A 22,996-nucleotide genomic window follows, 5' to 3' on the forward strand; every position below is an offset into this window, starting at 1 on the left:
CTGTGCGCGCGTCAGCCTGCTGTCACCCCCCGTCGTCGCTCCAGCCACCACAGCAACCCTGCCGCCAGCACGAAGGCGAGCAGCCACGGCCACCGTGCGCCCGGCGTCTCGACCACGACAGCCGATGAAGCGGCGGCGCCGGTGGCCAAGCGCTGGGCAGTCGCATCGCGCAGCTGCTGACGATACAGCGGTCGCGCGCTGGCCGGATCGAACACGTAGAACGCGTGGCGGCGTTCGCCCTGCTGCAGCTGATGCCAGCCCGGCTGGTTCGGCCAGTAGCCGGCGCAGCGCTCGGGACCGCTCGCCGGATCAAGCTGCAGGGGGATGAGCGCGCCATCCGGTGCACGCACCTGTGCAGTCACCTGCAGCTGGCACAGCGCCATGCGCTCGCCGGCCCACGGCGTGTGGGTGCCGATGCGTGGCACATCCGCGGCAGGAAGCGGGCGCGCCACGCTGGCCATGACGCTGCTCCACACCTCGGCGTGGCGATCGTCGCGGCCGGCCAGCACCAGTCGATAGCTGTCGGTGATGGGCAGGAGCGCAACGCGGCCGCGTCCGAGAGCGCGGTAGCCGCCGACGACAGCGCCCTTGTCATCGTGCAGCAGGGCGGCTGCATCGGTGGCCTTGAGAGTCAGCTGCTCCAACACTGGTAGCGCAGCCTGATGCGAGGCGGTGTCGGCTTCTTCGACGTAGGCGGTGGTGTCCGACGCGGGCCGCTGGGGGCCACGGCGTGCCTGCAGCAGAGCGGCATCGGCGTCGGCCGGCAGGGTCAGGGGGGCGGCCTGGTTGTTGCCGCTGACGGGCATGCCCCAGCCGCGCAGCGCCTGGCGCGCGCTGTCGCTGAGGGGGCCACTGGTGCGGACGAGCACGCCCAACCCGGCGCGGATCGCCTGCTGCAGTGCGCTGCGTTGCGCGGCCGACAGCCCGGCCAGGCTGCGCTCATCCAGCAGCACCACATCGGTCTCGGCCAAGGTGGCAGCGGTAAGTGCGATCGGTGCATCGCCAAGTGATACGCCACCGCCCGCGTTGGCCTGCGCCTGCACCCGCAGCCCGGCATCGGTGGCCCAGCGGCGCAGGTACTTGAACTCCGGGCCGGGTGCACCGGCCAGCAGCAACAGGCGAGGCGTTGCGGCGGCGGCGGTGTCCACGGGAACGGCAAGCGTATCGATCACATGCTGTTCGGCGTCGAGCAGGCGCAGGCCGAACACGCTCTGTCCGGCAACGCGGGCCACACCGCTGAGTTGCACCTTCCCTTCGGCATCCGGCGTGGCCCTGTCGATGACCACACCGGCGGGATCCACCAGTTCGGCGCGCGCGCCTGGCACGCCCTGCGTACGCGCGCTCACGGTGAACACCGCACCGGGCGCAGTGACCGCCGGCGGCTGCAGCGCGATCCAGCCCTGCGGCGCGTTGGGCGATTCGATACGCACGCCACGGGGCAGCGCGACATCGCGATCGCGGGCCGACAGGCCATCGCCGATCAGCCGAAGGGAAGTGGCACCCGGATGCTGGCGCAACACGGTGGACAGGTCGGGTGCTGCGAGGGCGTCTGCCACCTTCGTCGCTTCCGGCAGCGCGACCACGGTCTCGCCCGGCGCCGCCGACCAGCGCACCTGATCGGCCGCGCCAGTCAGCACGGTCAGCTGGCCACCGGCCACGCGCTGCATCGGTGGCACCAGGGTCAGGTAGAGCAGTACGGTCACCATGGCCTGCAACAACAGCAGGGTGGCGAACACGCCGCTTGCCCGCGCCGGTCCACGCCACTGCTGCCAGCACAGACGCGCACTGGCCAGCGCCAGTACGGCGAGCAGCGCGATCAGGATCCAGCGCGGTTCGCTCACGGTGAGGCCTCCAGGGCATCCAGGTAGCGCTGACCCATGGCATCCGGTGCGATGCGACGAGGGACCTGCGGCAGCGGCCGCAGCAGCGCACGCCACAGCTGCGCACGCAGGGCCTGATGGCAGTCGGCGCAGTCCGGGGTGATGCGGAGCTCCTCGATGGCGGCAGCCAGGCCCAGCGGGTCCGGCAGGCGCGCTTCATTGCGCCGCAGCCACTGGATCAGTGCATCCAGATCCGGCGCGCTGGCGGGATCGGCAAGCTGCTGCCAGACCTGCACGATGGCCTGGTCGGGTGCCTCCAGCGCACGCAACGGCAACGTGCGGCTGGCCAGGTCGGCGCGCTCGCCGGTCATGCGCCGGCCCTCGTCGATCGGCGGGAGCTCCGGGCCGACCCGCGCCAGGTAGATGCGTTCGGCCTGCTGCACTTCCTTGATGAAACCCAGCGCCTTGTAGGCGTACGGCAGGGCGCGCTCTGGCTGGCCCTGGCGAAGTTCACCCTCGGAAGACCACATCTGGTCCAGCGCGGCCTTCAACGTGGCACGCGTCTTCGGATCGAGCAGGGTGGCCGCCTCGGCGTGGTCATGGGTATGGCCGTACTCGGAGAGGACATCGGTGGCGCTGCCGAACACGGCAGCGGTGCCATCGGTCGGCGCGCCGTGGTCGTGATCGTCGTGCCCGCCCTGCGCCTGGGGCTTGGCAGGGTCGGCATCGTGGCCGTGATCGTCTTCGTGCGCGGCCGGCGGCGTGTCGCTGGTCGGCAGGGTATCGCTGGTCGGCGGTGGCTTGGCCCCGCCTTCGCTTTCCTCGCCGAGGAACTGGCCGTAGCGCAGGCGCAGGATGCGCTGGTCCACGCCGATCGCATCGGCGCGTTTGACGAACTCCTCGGCCGGCAGCTTGCCGCGCAGTTTGATCAGCGCCTCGGCGTCGATGATGATCTGGCGCTGGCTGCGGAAGTACGCCGGCAGGGTTTTCTTGACCATGCCCTCCATGTCGGTGCCCTGGATCTCCGCGGCACTGGGCAGGCGCAGGATCACGCTGCTGCTCTGAGCCGTCTGCGCGGTGGGCGTGTGGGTGTCGCGCACGGTCAACTGGGCGATCACGTCGTTGCCTTCGGTGGCGCCCAGCGCGGCGAGATCCAGCGTGCGGGCGAAGCGCCGCTGCGTTGCCGGGCCGGTGCCGGTCAGGGTGAAGGTCTGCTCGCGGAAGGTGATGTTCTCGCCGCTGCCCTGGGCCAGGGTGACCTTCAACTGTGCCGTGGCGATCACGCCGTAGTCGTCGGTGGCCTCGAACTGCAGCGGCCACTGACGCTGCCCGGGCGCACCCAGCACAAGACTGCGGTCGGGAGCGATCACCCGCACCACAGGCGGGCGATCGGGCACCACATCGAGCCGGTAAAGGCGGGTGTCGCGCAGGGCAGGCTCGGTGACCACGCGGTACAACGCCGGACGTGTCGCGGTCCACTGTGCGGTCCACTGTTCGCCATCGCGCTGCAAGCCGATGCGCTGGCCATCGTGGAACTGCAGGGTCGCGGTCTTCGGCTGCGCGGAGAAACGCAGCGACCAGTGCAGGCGGCTGTCCTGCGCGACCTTGCCATCCAGCGCGCTCTGCACGCGCGCGGGCTGCCCGGTGTAGGAAGGGGCGGTGATCTCCAGCCGGGTGGAACGCAGCTGCGGCGGTTGCGCCGGTGTGGCCGGCGGTGCCGCGGCGCTTGGGAACAGTGGCGCCGCGTTCTGGTCGCGCGGCCAGCCGAAGGCCAGGGCCATGGCCAGCAAGGACATCACCGCCGACGCCAGTACCCAGCGCCACGGCCAGCGGGGCCGCAGCTCGGGCAGGCGCGACTGCAGTGCCGCCTCGACATGCGAGCGCTGGCGCTGCTGCAACGGGTTCAAGGTGTCGGGGGTCGCGAACAGCAGGTCGGCACTGTCCTGCGCCACCGCGTGTTCATCCAGGCGGCGAACCAGCCAGTGGCGATCGAGGCGGCGCGCGCGCCAGGTGGCCAGCCCGACGCCGACCAGCAACGTCAGCAGCAGGATCACGGTGAACGCATTGAACCCCGCGATCCGCCATGCAACGGCACTGAGTGCCAGCGCGATCGGTACCGCGACGACGGCGGTGATCCACCACTGGCGCCGGCGCGCGCGCTGCCAGCCGCGCTGGATGATGGCGTTCATGCACCTGCTCCACGGCGCGGCGAGGTGGCCACCACCCGTTCCAGCGCGAACAGCAGCACGATCAGCGCCAGCAGCCACGGGGTCAGCTCACGCGGCAGCGGACGCGGCGTGGCGCCACCGCGCACTGGCTGCTGTGTCGCCGCGGCTGCGAGCGTGGGCGGGGCGGGTGCGGCGACGACCGCCAGCAACTGGCGCGGGAAGCCGGGATCGCGCAGCACCGGCAGCGCCGTCGGCGTCAGCGGCGAAGTGAAACGCAGCAGGCGACCACTGCCCTCGAGCCGCTGTTCCAGTACCAACGCGCCGTCCGCATCGCGCAAGGCGGGAGTCCAACCCTCCCCAGTAGAACCCGACGCGACCAGCGCGCTGCCGCCCTGGCGCACCCACGCTTGCCAGGCGGCAGGCAGCGGCGCAGCGGCGAGCCACACGCCGATCTGCCCGGCGTCCGGGGCGGTACCGGCACCGCGTGCGGGAGACAACCCCTGGTTGGACCATGCGCGCTGGAACGCGGCCAACACGCGTTGCTCGCCTTCCGCGATCTCGCCACCGACCTGCAGCACAGGCAGTGCCGCCGTGCGCGCGCTGGTCGGTGCCATGAGGATCGGCCGCCAGTTCACGGCACGCGACAGGCGCGGGCGCTCGCCATCCAGCCCGGGCATCGGGTCAGGCACGTACACCGTCAGCGGTGCGCCGGCGGGCAGGCGCTGATCCAGCTCGCGCAGCAGGCTGGCCAGCGGTTGATGGGGCGCCGGCGCGCCGTCGGCCAGCGCAGGGAAGCCAGGCGCGAGCCATCGCCAGTCCCCTTCGGCAATCTGGCCACGCAGCGCCGCTCCGTCCAGACCGGGGGCGACCACCGTGACCGCGTGGGTATCGGCCGCGCCCCCGTGCAGCACCGGCCGCGCCAGCAGCAGGGCCAGCGAGGCAAGCAACAGCAACCGCACCAACAGCAGCAGCCACTCATCGAAACGGACATTCTGGCGCGGCCGGATCCGGGCCCGCAGCCAGCGCAACGCGGCGAAATCCAGCGGCGCATATTGGTGGCGCCGCGCCAGGTGGATCAACAGCGGCACCAGCCAGGCCGCCAGTGCGAGCAGGCCGAGCGGGAACAGCAGGCTCACGCGCCACCTCCGGCGCCGAGCAGCACACGCAGGGGCTGATCCAGCGGCTGGTCGAGATAGCCGGTGGCGTGCACGATGCCGCTGCTCTGAAGACGCGCCTGCAACGCACGCTGCGCAGCGTCGAAGCGGGCCAGGTAGTCCTCTCGGATCGCACGGCCGTCCCCCAGCAGTTCTTCGCCGGTCTCCGGATCGCGGAAGCGGTGGCCCTGGGTGAACGGGAAATCGCGCTCTTCGGCGGTCAGCAGCTGCAGGTGCAGCACTTCGCGACGGGCGGCCGCCAGCCGTTCCAGCAGCACGATGCCGGCCTCGTCGAAGCCATCGCCCAGTGCGACCAGCAGATCGCCGGCCTGCACGCGCTCCCAGATCGGCGCCAGCGAGGTCACCGGCGGCCAGCTGCCACTGGCCTGCAGCTGGCGCAGCAGCAGGTGCACGCGGTCACGTTGGCGCGGGCCGTGCCCGGCGGGCACCAGCTGCACGCCGCCGCCGCTGACCACGATCACGCCGAAGCGGTCGCCCTGCTGCAGGGCCAGTTCCACCAGGCAGGCGGCGGTCGCGCAGGCGTGGTCCAGCCGCGACCACTCCGGCCGTGCACGATCGCGCTGCCGCGCCGAGGCGGTCGCATCGATCAGCACCCAAGCCGTGATCGGGCTCTCGCGCTCGGATTCGCGTACGAAGAACCGGTCCGAGCGCGCGTAGAGCTTCCAGTCGATCTGGCGCAGCTCATCACCGGGTTCGTAGGCACGGTACTGCGCGAACTCCAGCCCGGCACCGCGGCTGCGGCTGGCGTGCTGCCCGATTCCGTGCGCACCGCGCGCACGGCGTGGCAGCAGCCGCAGCGCCTTGAGGCGGCTGCGGACATCGGCGGGGATCGCGATCGGTGCGGTGCGGCTCACGGCGTGTGGATCACCCCGGGAACGGCACGGCCTGCAGCAGCGCGGCGACCACATCGTCAGCGCTCTTCTGCTCGGCTTCGGCGGCAAACGACAGCAACAGCCGGTGACGCATCACCGGCGCGGCCAGCGCCTGCACGTCCTCGCGGGTCGCGGCAAAGCGGCCCTGCAGCAACGCACGCGCCTTGGCCGCCAGCACCAGCGACTGCCCGGCACGCGGGCCGGCGCCCCACTTGATCCACTGGTTCACCGCCGCCGGCGCATCGCGGCCAGGACGGCTGGCACGCACCAGGCGCGTGATCCAGGTGAGGACGTCTTCGCTGATGTGGACCTGGCGCACCGCGGCCTGCAGCGCCAGTACCTCCTCGGCGTCCATCACCTTGGGCACGCTGCCATTGGCGCTGCCGGTGGTCTGCAGCAGGATGTCGCGCTCTTCCTGCTCGGTGGGGTAGTCCACCCGTACGTGCAGCAGGAAGCGGTCGAGCTGGGCTTCGGGCAGCGGGTAGGTGCCCGCCTGTTCGATCGGGTTCTGCGTGGCCAGCACGAAGAACGGTGCGGGCAGCGTATAGGTGGTGCCGGCGTAGCTGACGGTGCGCTCCTGCATCGCCTCCAGCAGCGCGGCCTGGGTCTTGGGCGGGGTGCGGTTGAGCTCGTCGGCCAGCAGCAGGTTCGTGAAGATCGGGCCCTTCTGGAAGCGAAAGTGCCGGTGCCCGGTGCCGTGGTCTTCTTCCAGCAGCTCGGTGCCGAGGATGTCGCTGGGCATCAGATCGGGCGTGAACTGCACGCGCCGGAACTGCAGCTCCAGCGCCTGCCCGAGCGAGCGCACCAGCAGGGTCTTGCCCAGCCCGGGCGCGCCTTCGAGCAGGCAGTGGCCGCCGGCCAGCAGGCCGATCAGCAGCTGCTCGACCACCGCGTGCTGGCCGACCACGGCCTGGGCCAGCGCGCCGCGCAGCTGCTGCAGTTTGGGAAGAAGGGCATCAAGGCGGTCGGTCGTCATAAGGCACTCGCAGGATCGGCGTAGAGCCACGCCATGCGTGGCTGAAAAAGCAGGAAGAAGCTCAGCTGTTCAACGCATACATCACGATGTTGACGGCGAAGCGGGTGTTGTCTTCGGCCAGGAAGCGCTTGTTGCGCCAGTCGTAGTCCCACTCGCACCCGTAATCCTTGTTGCTGTAGAGCACACCCAATCGACCATCGATCTGGATGCCTTTGAGGTAATCGTGGACCAGATCATCGCCCCAGCCATTGAGCTCGAACCCGGTGGCCGGTGGGCCCTCGGGGAAGCGGAAGAAGCTGCGGTACAGCGCATGATTGTTCGGGAGCTTGCCCAGCGCCCTGGGCCCGAACAGCTTGGCCATCTGCGCTTCGAAGGAGGTGGCGAACAGGCCGTCGATGTCGTGGTTGCAGTCATCGACGAACACGAAGCCGCCATTGCGCACGTAGCGTACGAAGTTCTGCCGTTCGGCTGCATTGAACTCGACCAGCTTGTGGCCGGCCAGGTAGCAGAACGGCGCCTCCAGCATGCGCGGATCGGACAGCGCGATCACGTGCTCGGTCGGGTCCACGCGCAGGGAGGTGTAATCGATCAGCGAGGTGATCACGTTGGATGGCATGCGCGCATCCACGTCCCAGTCGCCGGAGTCGTACTTGAGGCGGGTGAACCAGAAGTCGTAACGCCCGGCCTGGGCGCGTGCCGGCGCGGGCAATGCCGCGAAGGCGGCACTGCCCAGCATCAGGCGCAGGAACTGTGCGCGGTTCATCGCCACGCACGTTCCCGGGTGTCACCGGCCAGACGAAGAGACGGCCAGTGGCCGTCACGACCGTTCATCAGACCGCGTCGGACAACGAGGTGAAGGTGAAATCGCGCAGCTTCATCGGCGGAATCATCATCACCAGGCTGGACTCGTCACCGGCCACACGCACCGGCTTGCCCAGCTCTTCGATGTTGTTGAGCATGATCACCGGCGACTCATTGAAGCGGAAGTTCTTCACCGGGTGCTTGATCTGGCCGTTCTCGATGTAGAAGGTGCCGTCGCGGGTCAGGCCGGTCAGCAGCACGGTCTGCGGATCGACCATGCGGATGTACCAGGTGCGGGTGACCAGGATGCCCTTCTGGGTGCCACGCACCAGCTCGGCGGTGCTCTTGTCGCCACCGGCCATCAGCAGGTTGCCCGGCCGCGCGTTGGCGGTCTTGCCCTGCTTCTGCGCCCAGAAACGCGAGTAGTTGAGGTTGGCGATCCTGCCGTCCTTGATGATGTCCAGCTTTTCGCGCGGCTGGCCTTCGTTGTCCCACGGCAGCACCGCCGCGTCCGGGTGCCACGGGTCGGCCACCATCGTCACACGCGGGTCGTAGACCTGTTCGCCGAGCTTGTTGCCGCCGCCCTTCTTGGAGAGGAAGCTGCGGCCTTCATCGGCCGAGCGCGCATCGAAGAAGTTCATCATGAAGCTGATCAGGCCGGCCGCCGCCGCCGGCTCCAGGATCACCGTGTACTTGCCCGGCTCCAGGGCCTTGGCTTCGGCCGATTCGGTAGCCTTGCGCATGGCGATGCGGATGTCCTGGTCGGCCTTGAAATCGGCCGCGTCCTTCACACTGCGCCCCACCCAGCCCGAGCCACGCCCGTCTTCGGTACGCACCGTGCAGGTGTAGTTGAAATTGGTGCCGCGCTGGTAGCCGAAGTTGCGGTTGCTGTTGGCCGTTGCATAGAAGCTCTGGCCATCTTCCAGGAAGCCGGCGGCGATCAGGCCGTTGCCCCGGCAGGGCGCGATCGAGTCGGCGGCGACCTTGGCGCGGAAGGCCGGGTCGATGGCCGCGGTCGATTCGCTGAAGGTCGGGCTGGCAGTGTAGGTCTGCTTGCCGATGGCCGGCATGAACTCGGGGTTCTCCGGGGCCAGGCGGGCCAGATCTTCGGCACGGCGCACCACGCGTTCCAGCGCGGCGTCGTCGAACTCGTTGATCGAGGCGGTGCCGACGCGCTTGCCGAAGGCGACCGTCACGGCCAGCTCGGTGTTGTCGACGATGCCGCTGGTGGAGACATTGTTCAGTGCGAAACGGATGTTGCCGTCGATCGAGCCGGCCAGCACGGCGGTGCACTCATCGGCCTTGGAGAGCGCGATGACCTTGTCGAGGATGGCCTTGGCCTGGGCTTCGGTGAAGATACTCATGGATTGGGGCTCCTGACCGGTCAGCCGAGGCTGCGCGCGGTGTTGATGACGTTGATGCCGTTGAAGCGCGCGGTGGACGAACCGTGCGAGACCGCCGAGACCTGGCCGGGCTGGCCCTTGCCGTCGAAGAACGAACCGCCCAGGCGGTAGTCGCTTTCATCGGCCACGGCGGTGCAGGCGTTCCAGAACTCCGGCGTGCGGATCTGGTAGGCCACGTCCTCGAGCATGCGGGTGATCTGGCCGTTCTTGATTTCATAGAACAGCTGGCCACCGAACTGCGCGTTGTAGCGCTGCTGATCGATGGAGAACGAGCCGTCGCCGATGATGTAGATGCCGTTCTCGACGTCCTTGATCATGTCGGCCACGCTCAGTTTGGTCTTGCCCGGCGCCATCGAGACATTGGCCATGCGCTGGAACTGCACGCTGGACCAGGAATCGGCATAGCAGCAGCCGTCGGACTCGGTCTTGCCCAGGATATGGGCCTGGTCGCGGATGGTCTGGTAATCCACCAGCTTGCCTTCGCTGATCAGATCCCAGCGCTTGGTCTTGACGCCCTCATCGTCGTAGCCGACCGCACCGAGGCTGCCCGGCTGGGTCTTGTCGGCGAAGATGTTGACCTTGTCGCTGCCGTACTGGAAATGCTGCTCGCGCTTGTCCAGCGTGGCGAAGCTGGTGCCGGCGTAGTTGGCTTCGTAGCCGAGCACGCGGTCCAGCTCCAGCGGGTGGCCGACCGACTCGTGGATGGTCAGCCAGGTGTGCGACGGATCCAGGATCAGGTCGTACTTGCCCGGCTTCACCGACGGTGCCTTGAGCTTTTCCTGCGCCTGCTGGGCCGCGGCGATCGCATCGGCCTTCATGTCATAGGAGTTGCGGTAGTTGACCACGCCGTTGGGCGAGACCGCCTTGCCGGTGCCGACGCCATCAAGGTACTCGTAGCCCAGGCCCATCGGCGAGGACAGCCCGGAGCGGGTGCGGAACTTGCCGGTGCTCTTGTCGATCGCGGTGACCGTCATCGGTGCCCAGATGCGGTGCACATCCTGGTCGATGTAGGAGCCATCGGTGGAGGCGAAGTACTTCTGCTCGTTGACCAGGAACAGCATCGAGTTGACGAAGCTGGCGCCGGCGCCCATCGCGCCTGCATTGACGTCCAGCAGCAGCTCGACCTTTTCCTTGATCGGCACGTCCATCGCGTTCTTGCGGATCGGGGTGCGCCAGGACACTTCGCCCACGCCGGGCGCGGCCGCCAGCTGCACCGGGGCGGTCTGCACGCCGGCGTTGGCCTTGGCGATCGCAGCGGCCTGCTGCGCGGCACGCGCCACATCGGTGGTGCCGAGCTGGTTGGTGGCGGCAAAGCCCCAGGCGCCGTTGACGATCACGCGGATGCCCACACCGGTCGATTCGGTGTTCACCACGTTCTGCACCTTGTCCTCGCGGGTGATCACGTACTGGCGCAGGTAGCGGCCGATACGTACATCGCAGTAGGTCGCACCGGCCTGGCGCGCGGCGGCCAGGGCGGCATCGGCCAGGCGCTTTTTCAGCGCCGGATCGAGTGCGCTCTGCAGTTGCTCGGCGGCAATGACCTTGCCGAAGAACGACGGCACGATCAGTCCGCCAGCGGTAAGCCCGGTCAGGGCGAGAAAGTCACGTCTTTGCAAGGCAGCTCTCCACGTCGGTGTGGGGGTGGCAGGGAAACAGCGACATCAGGGCGACCGCCGCGGCGGCACAGCCGATTTTTGCGGCCGTACGGGCGCCGCGGTAGTGACATTCGGCATGGAGCGGGGACAGGCTCATCCCAGGCTGCGTGCGGTATTGATGATGTTGATGCCATCGAAGCGCGTGGTCGATGAGCCATGCGAGACCGCCGAGACCTGGCCCGGCTGACCCTTGCCATCGAAGAACGAACCACCGAAGCGGAAATCGCGCTCGTCGCAGATCGCGCTGCAGGCATTCCAGAACTCCGGCGTGCGGATCTGGTAGGCGGCGTCCTCGACCATGCCGGTGATCTCACCGTTCTTGATCTGGTAGTACAGCTGGCCACCGAACTGCGCGTTGAAGCGCTGCTGGTCGATCGAATAGGAGCCACGGCCGTGGATGTAGATGCCGTTCTCCACGTTCTTGATCATGTCGGTCACGCTCAGCGGCGCCTTGCCCGGCGCCAGCGACACGTTGGCCATGCGCTGGAACTGCACGCTGGACCACGAATCGGCGTAGCTGCAGCCGTGGCTCTCCTTCTCGCCAAGAATATGCACCTCGTCGCGGGTGGCCTGGTAGTTCACCAGGATGCCGTCCTTGACCAGGTCCCAGCGCTTGGTTTTCACGCCTTCATCGTCGTAGCCCACCGCGCCCAGGCTGCCCGGGGCGGTCTTGTCGGCGAAGAAGTTGACGATGTCGCTGCCCCAGCGGAAGCCCGCATCGCGCTTGTCCAGCGTGGCGAAGCTGGTACCGGCGTAGTTGGCCTCGTAGCCGAGCACGCGGTCCAGCTCCAGCGGGTGGCCGACGTTCTCGTGGATGGTGAGGAACAGGTTGGATGGATCCAGCACCAGGTCGTACTTGCCCGGCTTGACCGACGGCGCTTTGAGCTTCTCCCGCGCCTGGCGGGCCGCGGCGATCGCATCCTCCACCGGATCGTAGGAATCACGGTAGGCGACCACGCCGCCCGGCAACGCGATCTTGCCGCGCGCGTCGCCATCGAGGAACTCGTAGCCCATGCCCATCGGCGAGGACAGCCCGGCGCGGGTGCGGAACTTGCCGCTGGTCTTGTCGATGGCGGTCGCGGTGAAGGGCAGCCAGATGCGGTGCACGTCCTGGTCGATGAAGGAGCCATCGCTGGAGGCGAAGAACTTCTGCTCGTTGACCAGGAACAGGGTGGAGTTGATGAAGTCGGCCCCGGCATTGAGCGCAGCCGCGTTCAGCGACAGCAGCATGTCGACCTTGTCCTTGAGCGGCACCGCCATCGCGTTCTTGCGGATCGGGGTCTTCCAGCTCACGTCACCCACGCCGGTGACCGGCGCCAGCTGCACCGGACGGGTCTGGATGACGGCGTTGGCGCGGGCGATCGCTGCGGCCTGCTCGACCGTGGCCAGCACCGCGGCCGGGGTCTGCTGGTGGGTGGCGGCAAAGCCCCAGGCACCGTTGACGATCACCCGGATGCCGATGCCCGAGGATTCGCTGTTGGTGACGTTCTGGACGTTGGCCTCGCGGGTGATGACCGCCTGGTTGAGGTAACGGCCGATACGCACGTCGCAGTAGCTGGCACCGGCGCGCTTGGCGGCGGCGAGCGCGGCCTCGGCCAGCGCCTTGCGGCGGCCCACATCACCCGGCTCGAGCAGCTGCTCGGCGGCGATCAGCCGGCCATGCGGCAGTACCAGGCCCGCCAGGCCCATTCCAGACAGCGCTAGAAACTCACGACGTTGCACAGCTCACATCCCCCAAGGACGGCCGACGGCACGCAGGCCGCCGACATTGGACAAGTCTTCGACTTTCGGTGGCATCGCGTAGTGGCACAAGTGACTGCGGTCATGGTTGGATGGACATCGATTCCCTGCCGATGTGACATTCCGATGAGCCAGATACGCTGGTCCGAGGCCTGCGACCGCAACCGCGCGCCGATCCTGGCGGTGCTGCAGCGCCACCTCGCCGCCCGCCACCGGGTGCTGGAGATCGGCAGCGGCACCGGCCAGCATGCCGAACACTTCGCTGCGGCATTGCCCTACCTGCAGTGGCAGGCCAGTGATCATCCCGAGCACCTGCCCGGCATCGCCGCCCGGCTCCAGGCCGCCGGCCTGCCCAATACACCGGCGCCGTGGCCGCTGCAGGCGGCGCTGTCGCCCGCGCCCGGGCTGGGCCCGCTGCCGGCGGCGCCGCTGGCGTTCGATGCGGTGTTCACTGCCAATACCCTGCACATCATGAGCTGGGCGCACGTGCAGGCGTTGTTCGCCGGGTTGCCTGCCGTGATGGCCGCGGACGCCGTGCTGTGCGTCTACGGCCCGTTCAACGCCCACGGTGCCTACAGCAGCGACAGCAATCGCCAGTTCGATGCGTGGCTGAAGGCGCGCGATCCGGCCTCGGGCATCCGCGATGCCGAAGCGGTGGATGCACTGGCGGCCGGGGTGGGCCTGCAGCTGGCCGAGGACGTGGCGATGCCGGCCAACAACCGCCTGCGGGTCTGGCGGCGCGCCGGGTAGATCCGACCGTTGGTCGGCCGCGCTTGGTGCCGGGCGTGCGCTGCGGTTAGGATCAGGAGGGGAGGTTGTTGTGACAACCTGGGGGAGTTTGCATGGCAGTTGCAAGACAGATGCTGGCCGGCGTGATGCTGGCCATGGGGGCTTGTGTGTTCAACGTGTCGGCGCAATCGCTGCCGGCAGTGCAGGAGTTCTACTTCGACAATGACCTGGCCGCCGCCCCGATGGTGGTGGTGCAGGGCGAGGGTGGGGATCTCGTTGACCAATTGATGAAACACCGCGAGCGCGGCCGCAAGACGCTGGAGGCCACCGTGCAGCTGGCGGGCGTAGCGATCGCGCAGGGCCGGCCGGAGCTGGGGCGCAGTCTTTACGAACAGGCCGCCACGACCGCGTCGGCCAGTTCGGTGTTGGGCCGTTCCGTGCGTTGGAACTATGGCTGGGACCTGTTCCGCCTCGGCGAGACCGACGCCGCACTGGCCCAGTGGACGGCGGCCCAGAACACGCTGCGTGGGAATCCCGGGTGGGTGCCGCCCACCTTCGCACTGGCCCTGTGGACGCTGGGCCGCAAGGCCGAAGCCGTGCAGTGGTATGCCGCAGCCGTGCGCACCGAGCCACAGCAGTGGAGCGGAACGGATCGCTATGCCGAACTGCTGCCGGGCTGGCGCGACAGCGAACGCAGTAAGCTGGCCGAGATCCAGCGGGCCTGGGCGGAGAAGCCGCCCGCCTGGCCGTGATCGGGTCGGGCGGGTCCGCACATACGGGCCTGCCCCTTGGCGGGGCCGCCGTACCCTCCCGTTTCGACCATGGTCGGGGCGGCGGCCACTGCCGGATCGGCTAGGCTGTCGCGATGGCGTTCGATGCATTCGCTCTCATCCTGACCATGCTCGGCCTGGGCATGCTGTTCTCGCGTCTGCGCACGCTGCCGGACAACACTGCCGATGTGCTCAACCGCATCGTGCTGTACGTCTGCCTGCCGGCGGCGGTGCTGATCTACGTCCCACGGCTGCATCTGGATATCAGCCTGATCGGGCTGGTCGCCACGCCGTGGCTGTTGATGCTGTGTACGCTCGCCGCGGTGAGCCTGGCTACGCGCGTCTTCGGCTTCGCCCGCGACGTGCATGCGGTGCTGTTGATCTGCGTGGCGCTGGCCAATTCCAGTTTCATCGGCTACCCGATGGTGCGCGCGCTGCTCGGTGATCACGCGCTGCCCTATGCGGTGGTCTATGACCAGTTCGGCACCTTTGTGCTGCTGTCCACGTTCGGCTTGTATGTGATCGCGCGCTACAGCGGCGACACCCCGCCTACCGCCGCACAGATCCTGCTGCGGATCGCGAAGTTCCCGCCGCTGTGGGCGTTGCTGTTCGCGTTGACCCTGATGCCTGAGCAGCCACCGGGCTGGATCGGCACCGGGCTGAAGCAGCTGGCCGATGCGATGCTGCCGCTGGTGATGCTGGCGGTGGGTTTCTCCATCCAGCTGCGCCTGCCACTGGATGAGCTCAGGCCACTGGGCATCGGGTTGCTGCTGAAGCTGCTGGTGATGCCGGCACTGGCGCTGCCGATCTCCTGGGCGTTCGGCCTGCACGGCACGATGCTGCAGGCCAATGTGCTGGAGTCGGCGATGCCGACCATGATCACCGCCGCCGCACTGGCGATGTCCCATCGCCTGGCCCCGCGCCTGGCCGCCGCGCTGGTTGGCTACGGCATCCTGCTGTCGCTGGTGACGCTGCCGGCGTGGGTGTGGGTCTTGCAGCACCTGCCGGCGTAGCGCCCCGGCGTCACACGTCCGCGCTGACGGTGCGCCCCCGTGCCCACTCGCGCAGCGCAGTGACCTGTTCGGCCATCAGCACCGATAGCGGCCGGCTGCCGCGGATCTCCTGCATCAACAGTTCGGTATCCAGCACACGCGATTCGGCATGCGCGGCGTACAGCCCCGACACCACCGCCTGTTCGATCTCCGCACCGGAGAAGCCATCCGCCGCGGCCGCCAGCGCGGGCAGCGCGAAGTCGTCGGCATTGAGCTGGCGCTTGCCCAGATGCAGGCGCAGCAGTTCGACCCGGGTGTTGGCGTCGGGCAGATCGACGAAGAAGATCTCGTCGAAACGGCCCTTGCGCAGCAGCTCGGCCGGCAGTTCATGCACCTGGTTGGCGGTGGCGACGATGAATACCGTGCTCTTGCGCTCGGCCAGCCAGGTCAGCAGGTGGCCGAGCACCCGGCGCGACACGCCGCCATCTTCGCCGCCACTGGCCAGGCCTTTCTCGATCTCGTCGATCCACAGCACGCAGGGGGCCAGCTGCTCGGCCGAGGCGAGCGCGTCGCGCAGGTTCTTCTCGGTCTCGCCGTGGTACTTGTCGTACAGGCTGCCGAAGTCCAACCGCAGCAGCGGTACGCCGAAACCGGCCGCCGTTGCCTTGGCCAGCATTGATTTGCCGCAGCCCTGCACGCCGAGCAGCAGCATGCCCTTGGGCGGGTCCAGGCCGGCCGGGCCCGCGCCGCCGAGGAACACCGGCCGGCGCTGGTTGACCCAGCGCTTGAGCCGGTTGGCGCCCGCCACATCGGCAAAGCGGGTGGTGTCGTACTCGTAGTGCAGGTGGCCGGCGCGGTTGAGCAACTCGAACTTGAGCCGGGCCAGCTGTGGCAGGTCGTCCTGGCTGAGCGCGCCATCGGCGAAGATCAGCTGCCGGGCGATCCGGCGCGCGTCGACCAGGCTCAGCCCGCGCAGGTTGTGCAGGATCTTCTGGACCGCCTCGTTGTCCACCTCCACGCGCCGCCCGCCGTTCTCGCGGGCATAGGCTTCGGCTTCCTCGCGCAGCATCTTCAGCAGCGCGTTGAGGTCGGGCAGGCGCGGGTTGAAGCGGGTGGCCAGCGCTTCCAGCTCGGCCGGCAGCTCGACCTTGGCCCCGACCAGCACCAGCACGTGGGCCTCGCAGTGCCGCCGCTGGATCAGGTCGCGCAGGGCGCGCTGGTGGCTGGCATAGCCCAGGTAGGGGTGGAAATCGAGCAGCAGATAAATACCGCGCTGCTCGGCCTGGCGGATCATCTGCAGGGCCGAACTGGCATCGGGCGGGCCGACCGGGTCGTCCTCGCGGTCCATGTCGATCCGGCGCAGGCCCTCGGTGATCGACCAGCGGTGCAGGGCCCGCCAGACATGCATCAGGGTCTGGCGGAACAGCTCCACCACCCGGCCCTCATCCTGGGTCTCGATGATGATCAGCGGGGTGTTGGCGCGGATCAGCGCGCTCAGGTCCTGTAGTTCGCTCATGCTGGCGGTGAGTCCATTGGAACCATCCACGATAGCAAAGCCGTGGCCGTCGGTTCTGGTTCAGCGCTGCGACTATCTCCGTCACAGGCGCCGGTGTAGGCTGCGGGAACGTTCCCCGGAAGCGAGGCTTGCATGAAGACGATCCTGGTGGCCGGTTCCAAGGGCGGGGTGGGCAAGACCACCGTCGCCACCCACCTGGCGGCGCATTCGGCATTGGAAGGCAAACGGACCGTCCTGGCCGATGCCGATCCCCAGGGCTCCAGCACCCGCTGGGCGCAACGCCGCTCGGTTCTGGAAAGCGCCGTGCTGCCGATCGACGTGTATCGCAAAAAGAGCTGGGAACGACTGGTTCCCGAGGGCACCGACGAGGTCATCATCGATGCTCCGGCCGGTGCGATGGCCGACGATATTCCGCATTTCCTTGATGTTGCCGATGCGGTGGTGGTCCCCGTGCTGCCTTCCGCGCTGGATATCGAAGCCATCGTCGGCTTCCTCAACAGCCTGTCGCGCGTGCCCCGCGTCCACAACCGCAGCCTGCCGGTCGGGTTGGTGCTCAACCGCACCAAACCCTGGACGCAGACCTCGCAACAGGCGATACAGATGTTGGCCGATTGGCCGTATGAGGTCGTCGCGCAGTTGCGCGACAGCCAAAGCTATGTGGTGATGGTCGGGCTCGGACGGAGTCTGTTCGACTACCGCTCGGCCCAGGTGCGCGAGCACCAGAATGACTGGGAGCCGCTGTTGAAGTGGCTGAAGAAAGCCTGACACGAGAGATCCCATGCGAGAACTGATACTGCTGCGTCACGCCCATGCTGAAACCGCCAGCACCGGCCAGGCCGATCTGGACCGCCCGCTGTCGCCGGTCGGTCTGGCCGAAGCCGAGGCCGCCGGCCGCTGGCTCAAGGAAAACAATCTGCTGCCGGACTGCGTGCTCTGCTCGCCGTCGCGGCGGACCCGCGAAACCCTGGAAGCCGTCCTGGGCATCACCGGCTTCGTCGAGAAGCGGCTGGAGGACGCCGTCTACGAGGCCACCCCCGGCACCCTGATGGGGTTGATCGATGCGCGCCGCGATGTGGACCGCCTGCTGGTGGTGGGCCATAACCCCGGCCTGGAGCAACTGGTTGCCCTGATGAGCGAGGGCACCAGCAGCGACTACCGCGGCATGCCGCCGGGCGGGATCGCGGTACTGGCCTTCGACCGTGAGGCCGCCATCGAGCCTGGCGTGGCCAGCCTGACCGCCTTCTGGTGGCCGTAAGCAGTGTGGGCAGTCCGTGCGACGTGGTTCGGGCTGCTGTTGATGGCAGGGGCGGTGCATGCCGCCCCGCCGTCGTCGGTACCGGCTCCGACCAGCCATGCCCTGGCCTTCGATACGGCCAGCTCGCGCTTCGGGTTTGAGATCCGCACGCGGCTGGGACAGCGCATCGAGGGCGTGTTCCCGCGCTTTGAAGGCAACATCGAGGTGCTCTCCGACGGTCGCCACCAGGTGCACCTGCGGATGTTCACCCGTTACGTGGAAATCCCCGGCAAACCCCGCTACACCGGCTGGATGCGCGGCGAGGAGTTCTTCGACTCGGCGCGCTACCCGGTGGTCGAGTTCGATTCACTGCCCTACTGGCCGGAGGTTGTGGACAAGGGCGGCAGCATCCAGGGCCGGCTGATCCTGCGCGGGGTCAGCCACCCGGAGACCCTGCGGGTCGAGCCGCCGGCCTGTGCCCGGGCCGGGTATGATTGCGATGTGGTCAGCCGCGGTACCGTCCAACGTGGCCGGTATGGAATGGACAGCTGGCAGTTAGCCCTGAGTGATCGAGTGACCTTTGTATTGCGTGCGCGTCTGAGCGAGGCGCCGAAACCGTGAACCCATTGCTGCGTCTGTTGGTGCTGGCAACGCTGTTGCTGGGCAGCGGCTGTGCCTCGCTGTCCAATGCCGAGCGTGACCGCGCGGCCGGCATCGCCGTGCAGGCGCGCTCGACCGTGGTCGACTGCGACCAGCCGGATCGCTGTGCGCTGGATTCGCCGCTGCGCGCCCTCGGTGGCCGTGCGTTCGCCGAATCCCACGCCGGCCAGCCGCGCCACTATGCCACCCTCCTGGACGAAGGCGAGGTCTCGCTGGTCGCGCGGTTGAACCTGATCCGCAGCGCCACCCGCAGCATCGACCTGCAGACCTACATCTTCGACAAGGACGACAGCGCCCGGCTGGTGCTGGACGAACTGCAGGCGGCCGCCCGCCGCGGGGTCAAGGTGCGCGTGCTGATCGACCAGCTCTCGGCGATCTCCGATCTGGAGATTCTCGGCGCCCTGTCCGGCAGCCATGCGAATTTTTCGCTGCGGGTCTACAACCCGACCTTCGGCAAGGCACGCCTGAACTACTTCGACTACGCCGCCAGCGTGGTCTGCTGCTTCCGCCGCTTCAACCAGCGCATGCACAACAAGCTGCTGGTGGTCGACGATGCGTTGGGCGTGGTCGGTGGGCGCAATTACCAGGACGACTATTACGACTGGGACAGTGAATACAACTTCCGCGACCGCGACGTGATCGTGGCCGGCCCGGAGGTGCGCGAGATGGCCGCCAACTTCGATGCCTTCTGGCGCGCGCCGCGCAGCGTGCCGGCCGAGCGTCTCAACGATGTGGGGCGAACATTGCTCCGCCAGGGCGTACCGGCCATGCCGCCGGCCGACTTCCGGCGGCCGGAGCGGGTCGAGCGGGTCAGCGAAGAAGCCAACGATCCGGAGTTCGTGCGGCGTACCTTCGTGGACACCGCCCTGCCGGTGGCCTCGGTGCAGTACGTCGCGGACCTGCCACGCAAACATCGCCGCGAACGCGCCAGCCAGCCGGCCAACGGCCAGCACGTGACCGAGCCGCAACTGGATGCGTTGATCGCCAGCGCGCAGTCCGAAGTGCTGCTGCAGACCCCCTATCTGGTCCTGTCCAAGCCGGCGCAGCAGCTGTTCCGCACCCTGCGCAAGCGCGAGCAGGCGCCGCGCGTGGTGGTCTCGACCAACAGCCTGGCCGCCACCGACAACCCGATCGTCTACGCGCTGTCCTACAAGTACAAACGCCGCAACCTGCGCGAGCTCGGCTTCAACATCTACGAGTTCAAGCCATTCCCGCTGGATGCGCCGGTGGATTACCGCAATCTGCTGCCCGCACCGCTGGGGAGCGAGGTGCCGCCGTCGCAGGGCAAGCGCAGCAGCCTGCTCGGTGGCAGCGCGGCCGGCAGCAATGCGCGCGGCAGCGCCGACAACCGTGCCAGCAGCGGCCCGCGTCGAGGGAGTGCCGATCGCAACAGCGCCAGCGGTCGCCGCCGCAGTACCGATGGCAGCGAAGTCGAGCGCCGCGTGCTGCGTGCCGAAACCCGGCCCTCATTCCTGGGCACCAAGGCGGTCAACAAGCCGCTGCCGGTCACCCGCAAGGGCGCGCGCATGGGCCTGCACGCCAAGTCGATGGTGGTGGACCGCCGCATCGGCGTGGTCGGCACGCACAACTTCGATCCGCGCAGTGAGAACTACAACACCGAAGGGGCGGTGATCATCGATGACCCGGTGTTCGCCGAGGCGCTGGCGCAGAGCATCCTGCGCGACATCCACCCGCAGAACTCCTGGGTGGTCGCGCCGCGTGCCAAGCCGCCGGTGCTGTCCGGCCTGAACTACAGCGTCGGCAAGGCCTCCGAGGCGTTGCCGGTGCTCGATTTCTGGCCGTGGCGCTACGCCACTGATTACGAATTCCAGCCCGGGCCCGCGTGCCCGGCTCCGCTCAAGCGGCAGGACCCGGCCTTCCACACCTGTTATGTCGCCGTCGGTGACTTCCCCGAAGTGAATGTCGGGCCGAAGTGGCTGCTGGTGCGCATGCTCACCGCCTTCGGCGCCGGGCTGGTCCCGATCCTGTAAGTCTGCAACCCCACGGAGAAGCTGCATGTCCCAGGTATTCCGCGACGCGGTGTCCATCGAAGCGCTCAACGCGCTCAGCCGCAACACGCTCATCGAGCACCTGGGCATCGCGTTCACCGCCGCCGGCGAGGACTGGATCAGCGCGACCATGCCGGTCGACGAACGCACCCGCCAGCCGTACGGCATCCTGCACGGTGGCGCCTCGGTGGTGCTGGCCGAAACCCTGGGCAGCAGCGCCGGCAATCTGTGCGTGGATACCACGCAGCAGGTCTGCGTGGGGCTGGAAATCAACGCCAACCACATCCGCGCCGTGCGCGCCGGCACCGTCACCGGCACCGCGCGTGCGGTGCATGTCGGGCGCAGCACCCAGGTCTGGGACATCCGCATCGAGGACGAGGCCGGCAAGCTGGTCTGCACCTCGCGGTTGACCCTGGCGGTGGTGCCCGCCGTGCGCCCGGGCTGATCGCGCGCATGGCACGGATGCTGTGTTGCGTGGCCCACCACAGTGCGCCGGCGCATGTGGGGACGGCCGTTGTGCCGCCGGTGGCCGTTGGCTTGACGGCTTGCGGCGGCTGGCTTGCGCACGCCATCGATTTGTCCGGATTCCGCTGGCAGAGCCTGCGGCGCTCGGGTATCGTTCGCGGATGAATTCCCCCACTCCGGCCTCACGTGGCGGCGTGGCGCGTGTGTGCCGTTACCTGTACCGCGTACCGCTGCTGCTGGTCCACCTGTTGCTGTTCCTGCCGATGCTGCTGATCGCCATGCTGCCGCCGTGGGGGCGCGTGCGCGTGGGCGAGCGCACTTTCGAACATGCGGCGGTGAACGCCTGGTCGGCCGGCCTGATGTGGATCTTCGGCTTTCGCCTGCACCGGATCGGCACGCCGCTGCCGGGTGCGGTGCTGTTCGTGGCCAACCATGTCAGCTGGGTCGATATCTCGATGCTGCACAGCCAGCGGATGATGGGCTTCGTGGCCAAGCAGGAGATCGCCGGCTGGCCGGTGGTCGGTTGGCTGGCCGCGCGCGGGCAGACCATTTTCCACCAGCGTGGCAGCACCGAATCGCTGGGTGGCGTGATGCAGGAAATGGTCGTGCGCCTGCGCGAAGGCAAGGCGGTCGGCGTGTTCCCCGAAGGGCGCACCCGCGGTGGCCATGAAGTCGGCCCGTTCCATGCGCGCATCTTCCAGGCCGCGGTCGAGACCCAGGTCCCGATCCAGCCGGTCGCGCTGCGCTATGGCTGGCGCGGTGACGCGCAGACCATTGTTGCGTTCGGCCCGAAAGAGAGTTTCTTCGCCAACTTCCTGCGTCTGCTGGGAGAGCCGGCACGGCGGGCCGAGGTCCACTTCCTCGCGCCCATTGATACCCACGATCTGGAAGGCCGTCGCCGCATCGCAGAAACCTCGCGTGCGCGCATCCTGGCGGCCATGTCCGCCGAGTAAGCGGTGGTGTTCCTTCACACGCCAGCGTCGCGGCCGGGAGCAGGCTCGCGCCCATGTTGACTGCTGCCGACTATCATCCCCCGCGTTGGCTGCGCAATCCGCACCTGCAGTCGATGCTCAGCTCCAGCCGGATGCGCATGCAGCGCGGCCTTGCACTGCTTGCGGCCACCGGCGCGCACACCGACGAACTCATTCTCGATGGCGGCGAAGGCGTCCGCCTGCAGGGCTGGCACAGCTATATCCAGGGGCGCCAGCCGATCGGCATGGCGTTGCTGCTGCATGGCTGGGAAGGCAGTGCCGAATCCAGCTACATGCGCATGACCGCCGCGCGGCTGCTGGAAGAGGGCTACGACGTGGTGCGGCTGAACTTCCGCGACCACGGCAACACCCACCATCTCAACCCCGGCATCTTCCACTCCAACCGCATCGATGAAGTGGTGCAGGCTGCCGGGGATATCGCCCGGCGCTGGCCCGAGCTGCCCCTGGTCGCGGCCGGCTATTCGCTGGGCGGCAACTTCGTGCTCCGCCTGGCACTGCGTGCGCCCTCGGCCGGCGTGCCGCTGCGCCGCGTGGCCTCGGTCTGCCCGGTGCTGGACCCGGCGATCACGATGGAAAGCATCGAGAACGGCCCGGCAATGTACGACTGGTACTTCCGGCGTAAATGGGCTGGCTCGCTGCGCCGCAAGCGCGATCTGTTTCCCGAGCTGAGCGACTGGGACGACCGTGTGCTCAAGCTGGACATCCGCGCGCTGACCGCCTGGCTGGTCGAGCACCACACCGAGTTCGGCTCGCTGCAGGCCTACTTCGATGGCTACTCCATCGCGGGTGATCGCCTGGCCGGGTTGCAGGTGCCGGCCGACATCCTGATGGCCCAGGACGATCCGGTGATCCCGTTCGCCACCTTCAACGGCTGGCGCCTGCCGGCCCATGCCCACCTGGAAATCGCCCCCTGGGGCGGCCACTGCGGCTTCCTGGAGAACTGGCGCGGCGATGGCTTCTCCGAGCGCTGGGTAGCCCAGCGGTTGCGGATCGAGGCCAATACGCCCGCCTGACCGGGC

20 protein-coding genes are annotated in these 22,996 nt (G+C 68.3%); 10 read left to right on the forward strand and 10 right to left on the reverse strand.

Translation table 11 applies throughout. The features are described from left to right. Nucleotides 1–11: 11 nt before the first annotated feature. The 9 genes from AC06E9_RS17635 to AC06E9_RS17675 form a co-directional block, all read right to left on the reverse strand. On the reverse strand, nucleotides 12–1,841 hold the full coding sequence (locus AC06E9_RS17635; protein ID WP_478056521.1) for a hypothetical protein: 1,830 nt from the start codon (nucleotides 1,839–1,841) through the stop codon (nucleotides 12–14). Continuing rightward, nucleotides 1,838–4,009 carry a hypothetical protein gene (locus AC06E9_RS17640; protein ID WP_478056522.1) on the reverse strand — a complete coding sequence of 724 codons (2,172 nt, stop codon included), beginning with the start codon at nucleotides 4,007–4,009 and terminating at the stop codon, nucleotides 1,838–1,840. Before AC06E9_RS17640 ends, AC06E9_RS17635 begins: the two co-directional genes overlap by 4 nt. Then, the gene (locus AC06E9_RS17645) at nucleotides 4,006–5,124 is read right to left on the reverse strand and encodes a BatA domain-containing protein (protein WP_461769769.1); all 1,119 of its coding nucleotides are present in this window, start codon (nucleotides 5,122–5,124) and stop codon (nucleotides 4,006–4,008) included. Before AC06E9_RS17645 ends, AC06E9_RS17640 begins: the two co-directional genes overlap by 4 nt. Next, nucleotides 5,121–6,017: a DUF58 domain-containing protein gene (locus AC06E9_RS17650; RefSeq protein WP_478056523.1), complete on the reverse strand. Its 897-nt coding sequence runs from the start codon at nucleotides 6,015–6,017 to the stop codon at nucleotides 5,121–5,123. Before AC06E9_RS17650 ends, AC06E9_RS17645 begins: the two co-directional genes overlap by 4 nt. Before the next feature lie 10 nt (nucleotides 6,018–6,027). After that, nucleotides 6,028–7,011 carry an AAA family ATPase gene (locus AC06E9_RS17655; protein ID WP_121043949.1) on the reverse strand — a complete coding sequence of 328 codons (984 nt, stop codon included), beginning with the start codon at nucleotides 7,009–7,011 and terminating at the stop codon, nucleotides 6,028–6,030. A 61-nt stretch (nucleotides 7,012–7,072) separates the two neighbouring features. After that, nucleotides 7,073–7,774 carry a DUF4159 domain-containing protein gene (locus tag AC06E9_RS17660; protein ID WP_121043952.1) on the reverse strand — a complete coding sequence of 234 codons (702 nt, stop codon included), beginning with the start codon at nucleotides 7,772–7,774 and terminating at the stop codon, nucleotides 7,073–7,075. A gap of 67 nt (nucleotides 7,775–7,841) precedes the next feature. Next, a complete protein-coding gene (locus tag AC06E9_RS17665) occupies nucleotides 7,842–9,176 on the reverse strand; it encodes a TldD/PmbA family protein (protein WP_121043955.1) in 1,335 nt (444 codons plus the stop codon). 20 nt (nucleotides 9,177–9,196) lie between these two features. Then, entirely contained in the window at nucleotides 9,197–10,831 is a 1,635-nt protein-coding gene (locus AC06E9_RS17670) for a TldD/PmbA family protein (protein ID WP_478056524.1), read from the reverse strand. A gap of 132 nt (nucleotides 10,832–10,963) precedes the next feature. Further along, nucleotides 10,964–12,592, reverse strand: a complete 1,629-nt coding sequence (locus AC06E9_RS17675; RefSeq protein WP_478056525.1) for a TldD/PmbA family protein — start codon at nucleotides 12,590–12,592, stop codon at nucleotides 10,964–10,966. 144 nt (nucleotides 12,593–12,736) lie between these two features. Between AC06E9_RS17675 and AC06E9_RS17680 the strand changes: the two genes are divergently transcribed. The 3 genes from AC06E9_RS17680 to AC06E9_RS17690 all read left to right on the forward strand — a co-directional run bounded on the left by AC06E9_RS17680 (nucleotide 12,737) and on the right by AC06E9_RS17690 (nucleotide 15,122). Then, the gene (locus AC06E9_RS17680) at nucleotides 12,737–13,360 is read left to right on the forward strand and encodes a DUF938 domain-containing protein (protein WP_478056526.1); all 624 of its coding nucleotides are present in this window, start codon (nucleotides 12,737–12,739) and stop codon (nucleotides 13,358–13,360) included. 92 nt (nucleotides 13,361–13,452) lie between these two features. Continuing rightward, a complete protein-coding gene (locus AC06E9_RS17685; protein ID WP_478056527.1) occupies nucleotides 13,453–14,091 on the forward strand; it encodes a tetratricopeptide repeat protein in 639 nt (212 codons plus the stop codon). 113 nt (nucleotides 14,092–14,204) lie between these two features. Next, nucleotides 14,205–15,122, forward strand: coding sequence for an AEC family transporter (locus AC06E9_RS17690; RefSeq protein ID WP_152153835.1), 918 nt, complete (start codon nucleotides 14,205–14,207; stop codon nucleotides 15,120–15,122). 10 nt (nucleotides 15,123–15,132) lie between these two features. Here the strand turns inward: AC06E9_RS17690 and AC06E9_RS17695 are convergent, their stop codons facing one another. Then, on the reverse strand, nucleotides 15,133–16,617 hold the full coding sequence (locus AC06E9_RS17695) for an AAA family ATPase (RefSeq protein ID WP_152153833.1): 1,485 nt from the start codon (nucleotides 16,615–16,617) through the stop codon (nucleotides 15,133–15,135). A 132-nt stretch (nucleotides 16,618–16,749) separates the two neighbouring features. Between AC06E9_RS17695 and AC06E9_RS17700 the strand changes: the two genes are divergently transcribed. The 7 genes from AC06E9_RS17700 to AC06E9_RS17730 all read left to right on the forward strand — a co-directional run bounded on the left by AC06E9_RS17700 (nucleotide 16,750) and on the right by AC06E9_RS17730 (nucleotide 22,990). Then, entirely contained in the window at nucleotides 16,750–17,382 is a 633-nt protein-coding gene (locus AC06E9_RS17700) for a ParA family protein (protein WP_121043973.1), read from the forward strand. Nucleotides 17,383–17,395: 13 nt separating this feature from the next. After that, nucleotides 17,396–17,872: a SixA phosphatase family protein gene (locus AC06E9_RS17705; protein ID WP_121043976.1), complete on the forward strand. Its 477-nt coding sequence runs from the start codon at nucleotides 17,396–17,398 to the stop codon at nucleotides 17,870–17,872. Nucleotides 17,873–17,914: 42 nt separating this feature from the next. Continuing rightward, nucleotides 17,915–18,472 carry a YceI family protein gene (locus tag AC06E9_RS17710; protein WP_259462215.1) on the forward strand — a complete coding sequence of 186 codons (558 nt, stop codon included), beginning with the start codon at nucleotides 17,915–17,917 and terminating at the stop codon, nucleotides 18,470–18,472. Continuing rightward, entirely contained in the window at nucleotides 18,469–20,502 is a 2,034-nt protein-coding gene (locus AC06E9_RS17715) for a phospholipase D family protein (protein WP_121043982.1), read from the forward strand. Before AC06E9_RS17710 ends, AC06E9_RS17715 begins: the two co-directional genes overlap by 4 nt. Nucleotides 20,503–20,527: 25 nt before the next feature. Next, the gene (locus AC06E9_RS17720) at nucleotides 20,528–20,965 is read left to right on the forward strand and encodes a hotdog fold thioesterase (RefSeq protein ID WP_121043984.1); all 438 of its coding nucleotides are present in this window, start codon (nucleotides 20,528–20,530) and stop codon (nucleotides 20,963–20,965) included. A gap of 181 nt (nucleotides 20,966–21,146) precedes the next feature. Further along, nucleotides 21,147–21,938, forward strand: coding sequence for a lysophospholipid acyltransferase family protein (locus AC06E9_RS17725; RefSeq protein ID WP_121043987.1), 792 nt, complete (start codon nucleotides 21,147–21,149; stop codon nucleotides 21,936–21,938). Nucleotides 21,939–21,994: 56 nt separating this feature from the next. Beyond that, complete coding sequence (locus AC06E9_RS17730) at nucleotides 21,995–22,990, forward strand: YheT family hydrolase (RefSeq protein ID WP_183073831.1); 996 nt, start codon at nucleotides 21,995–21,997, stop codon at nucleotides 22,988–22,990. Nucleotides 22,991–22,996: the final 6 nt, after the last annotated feature.

It is taken from the genome of Stenotrophomonas sp. Steno-Z10-BAI (genome assembly GCF_056393115.1).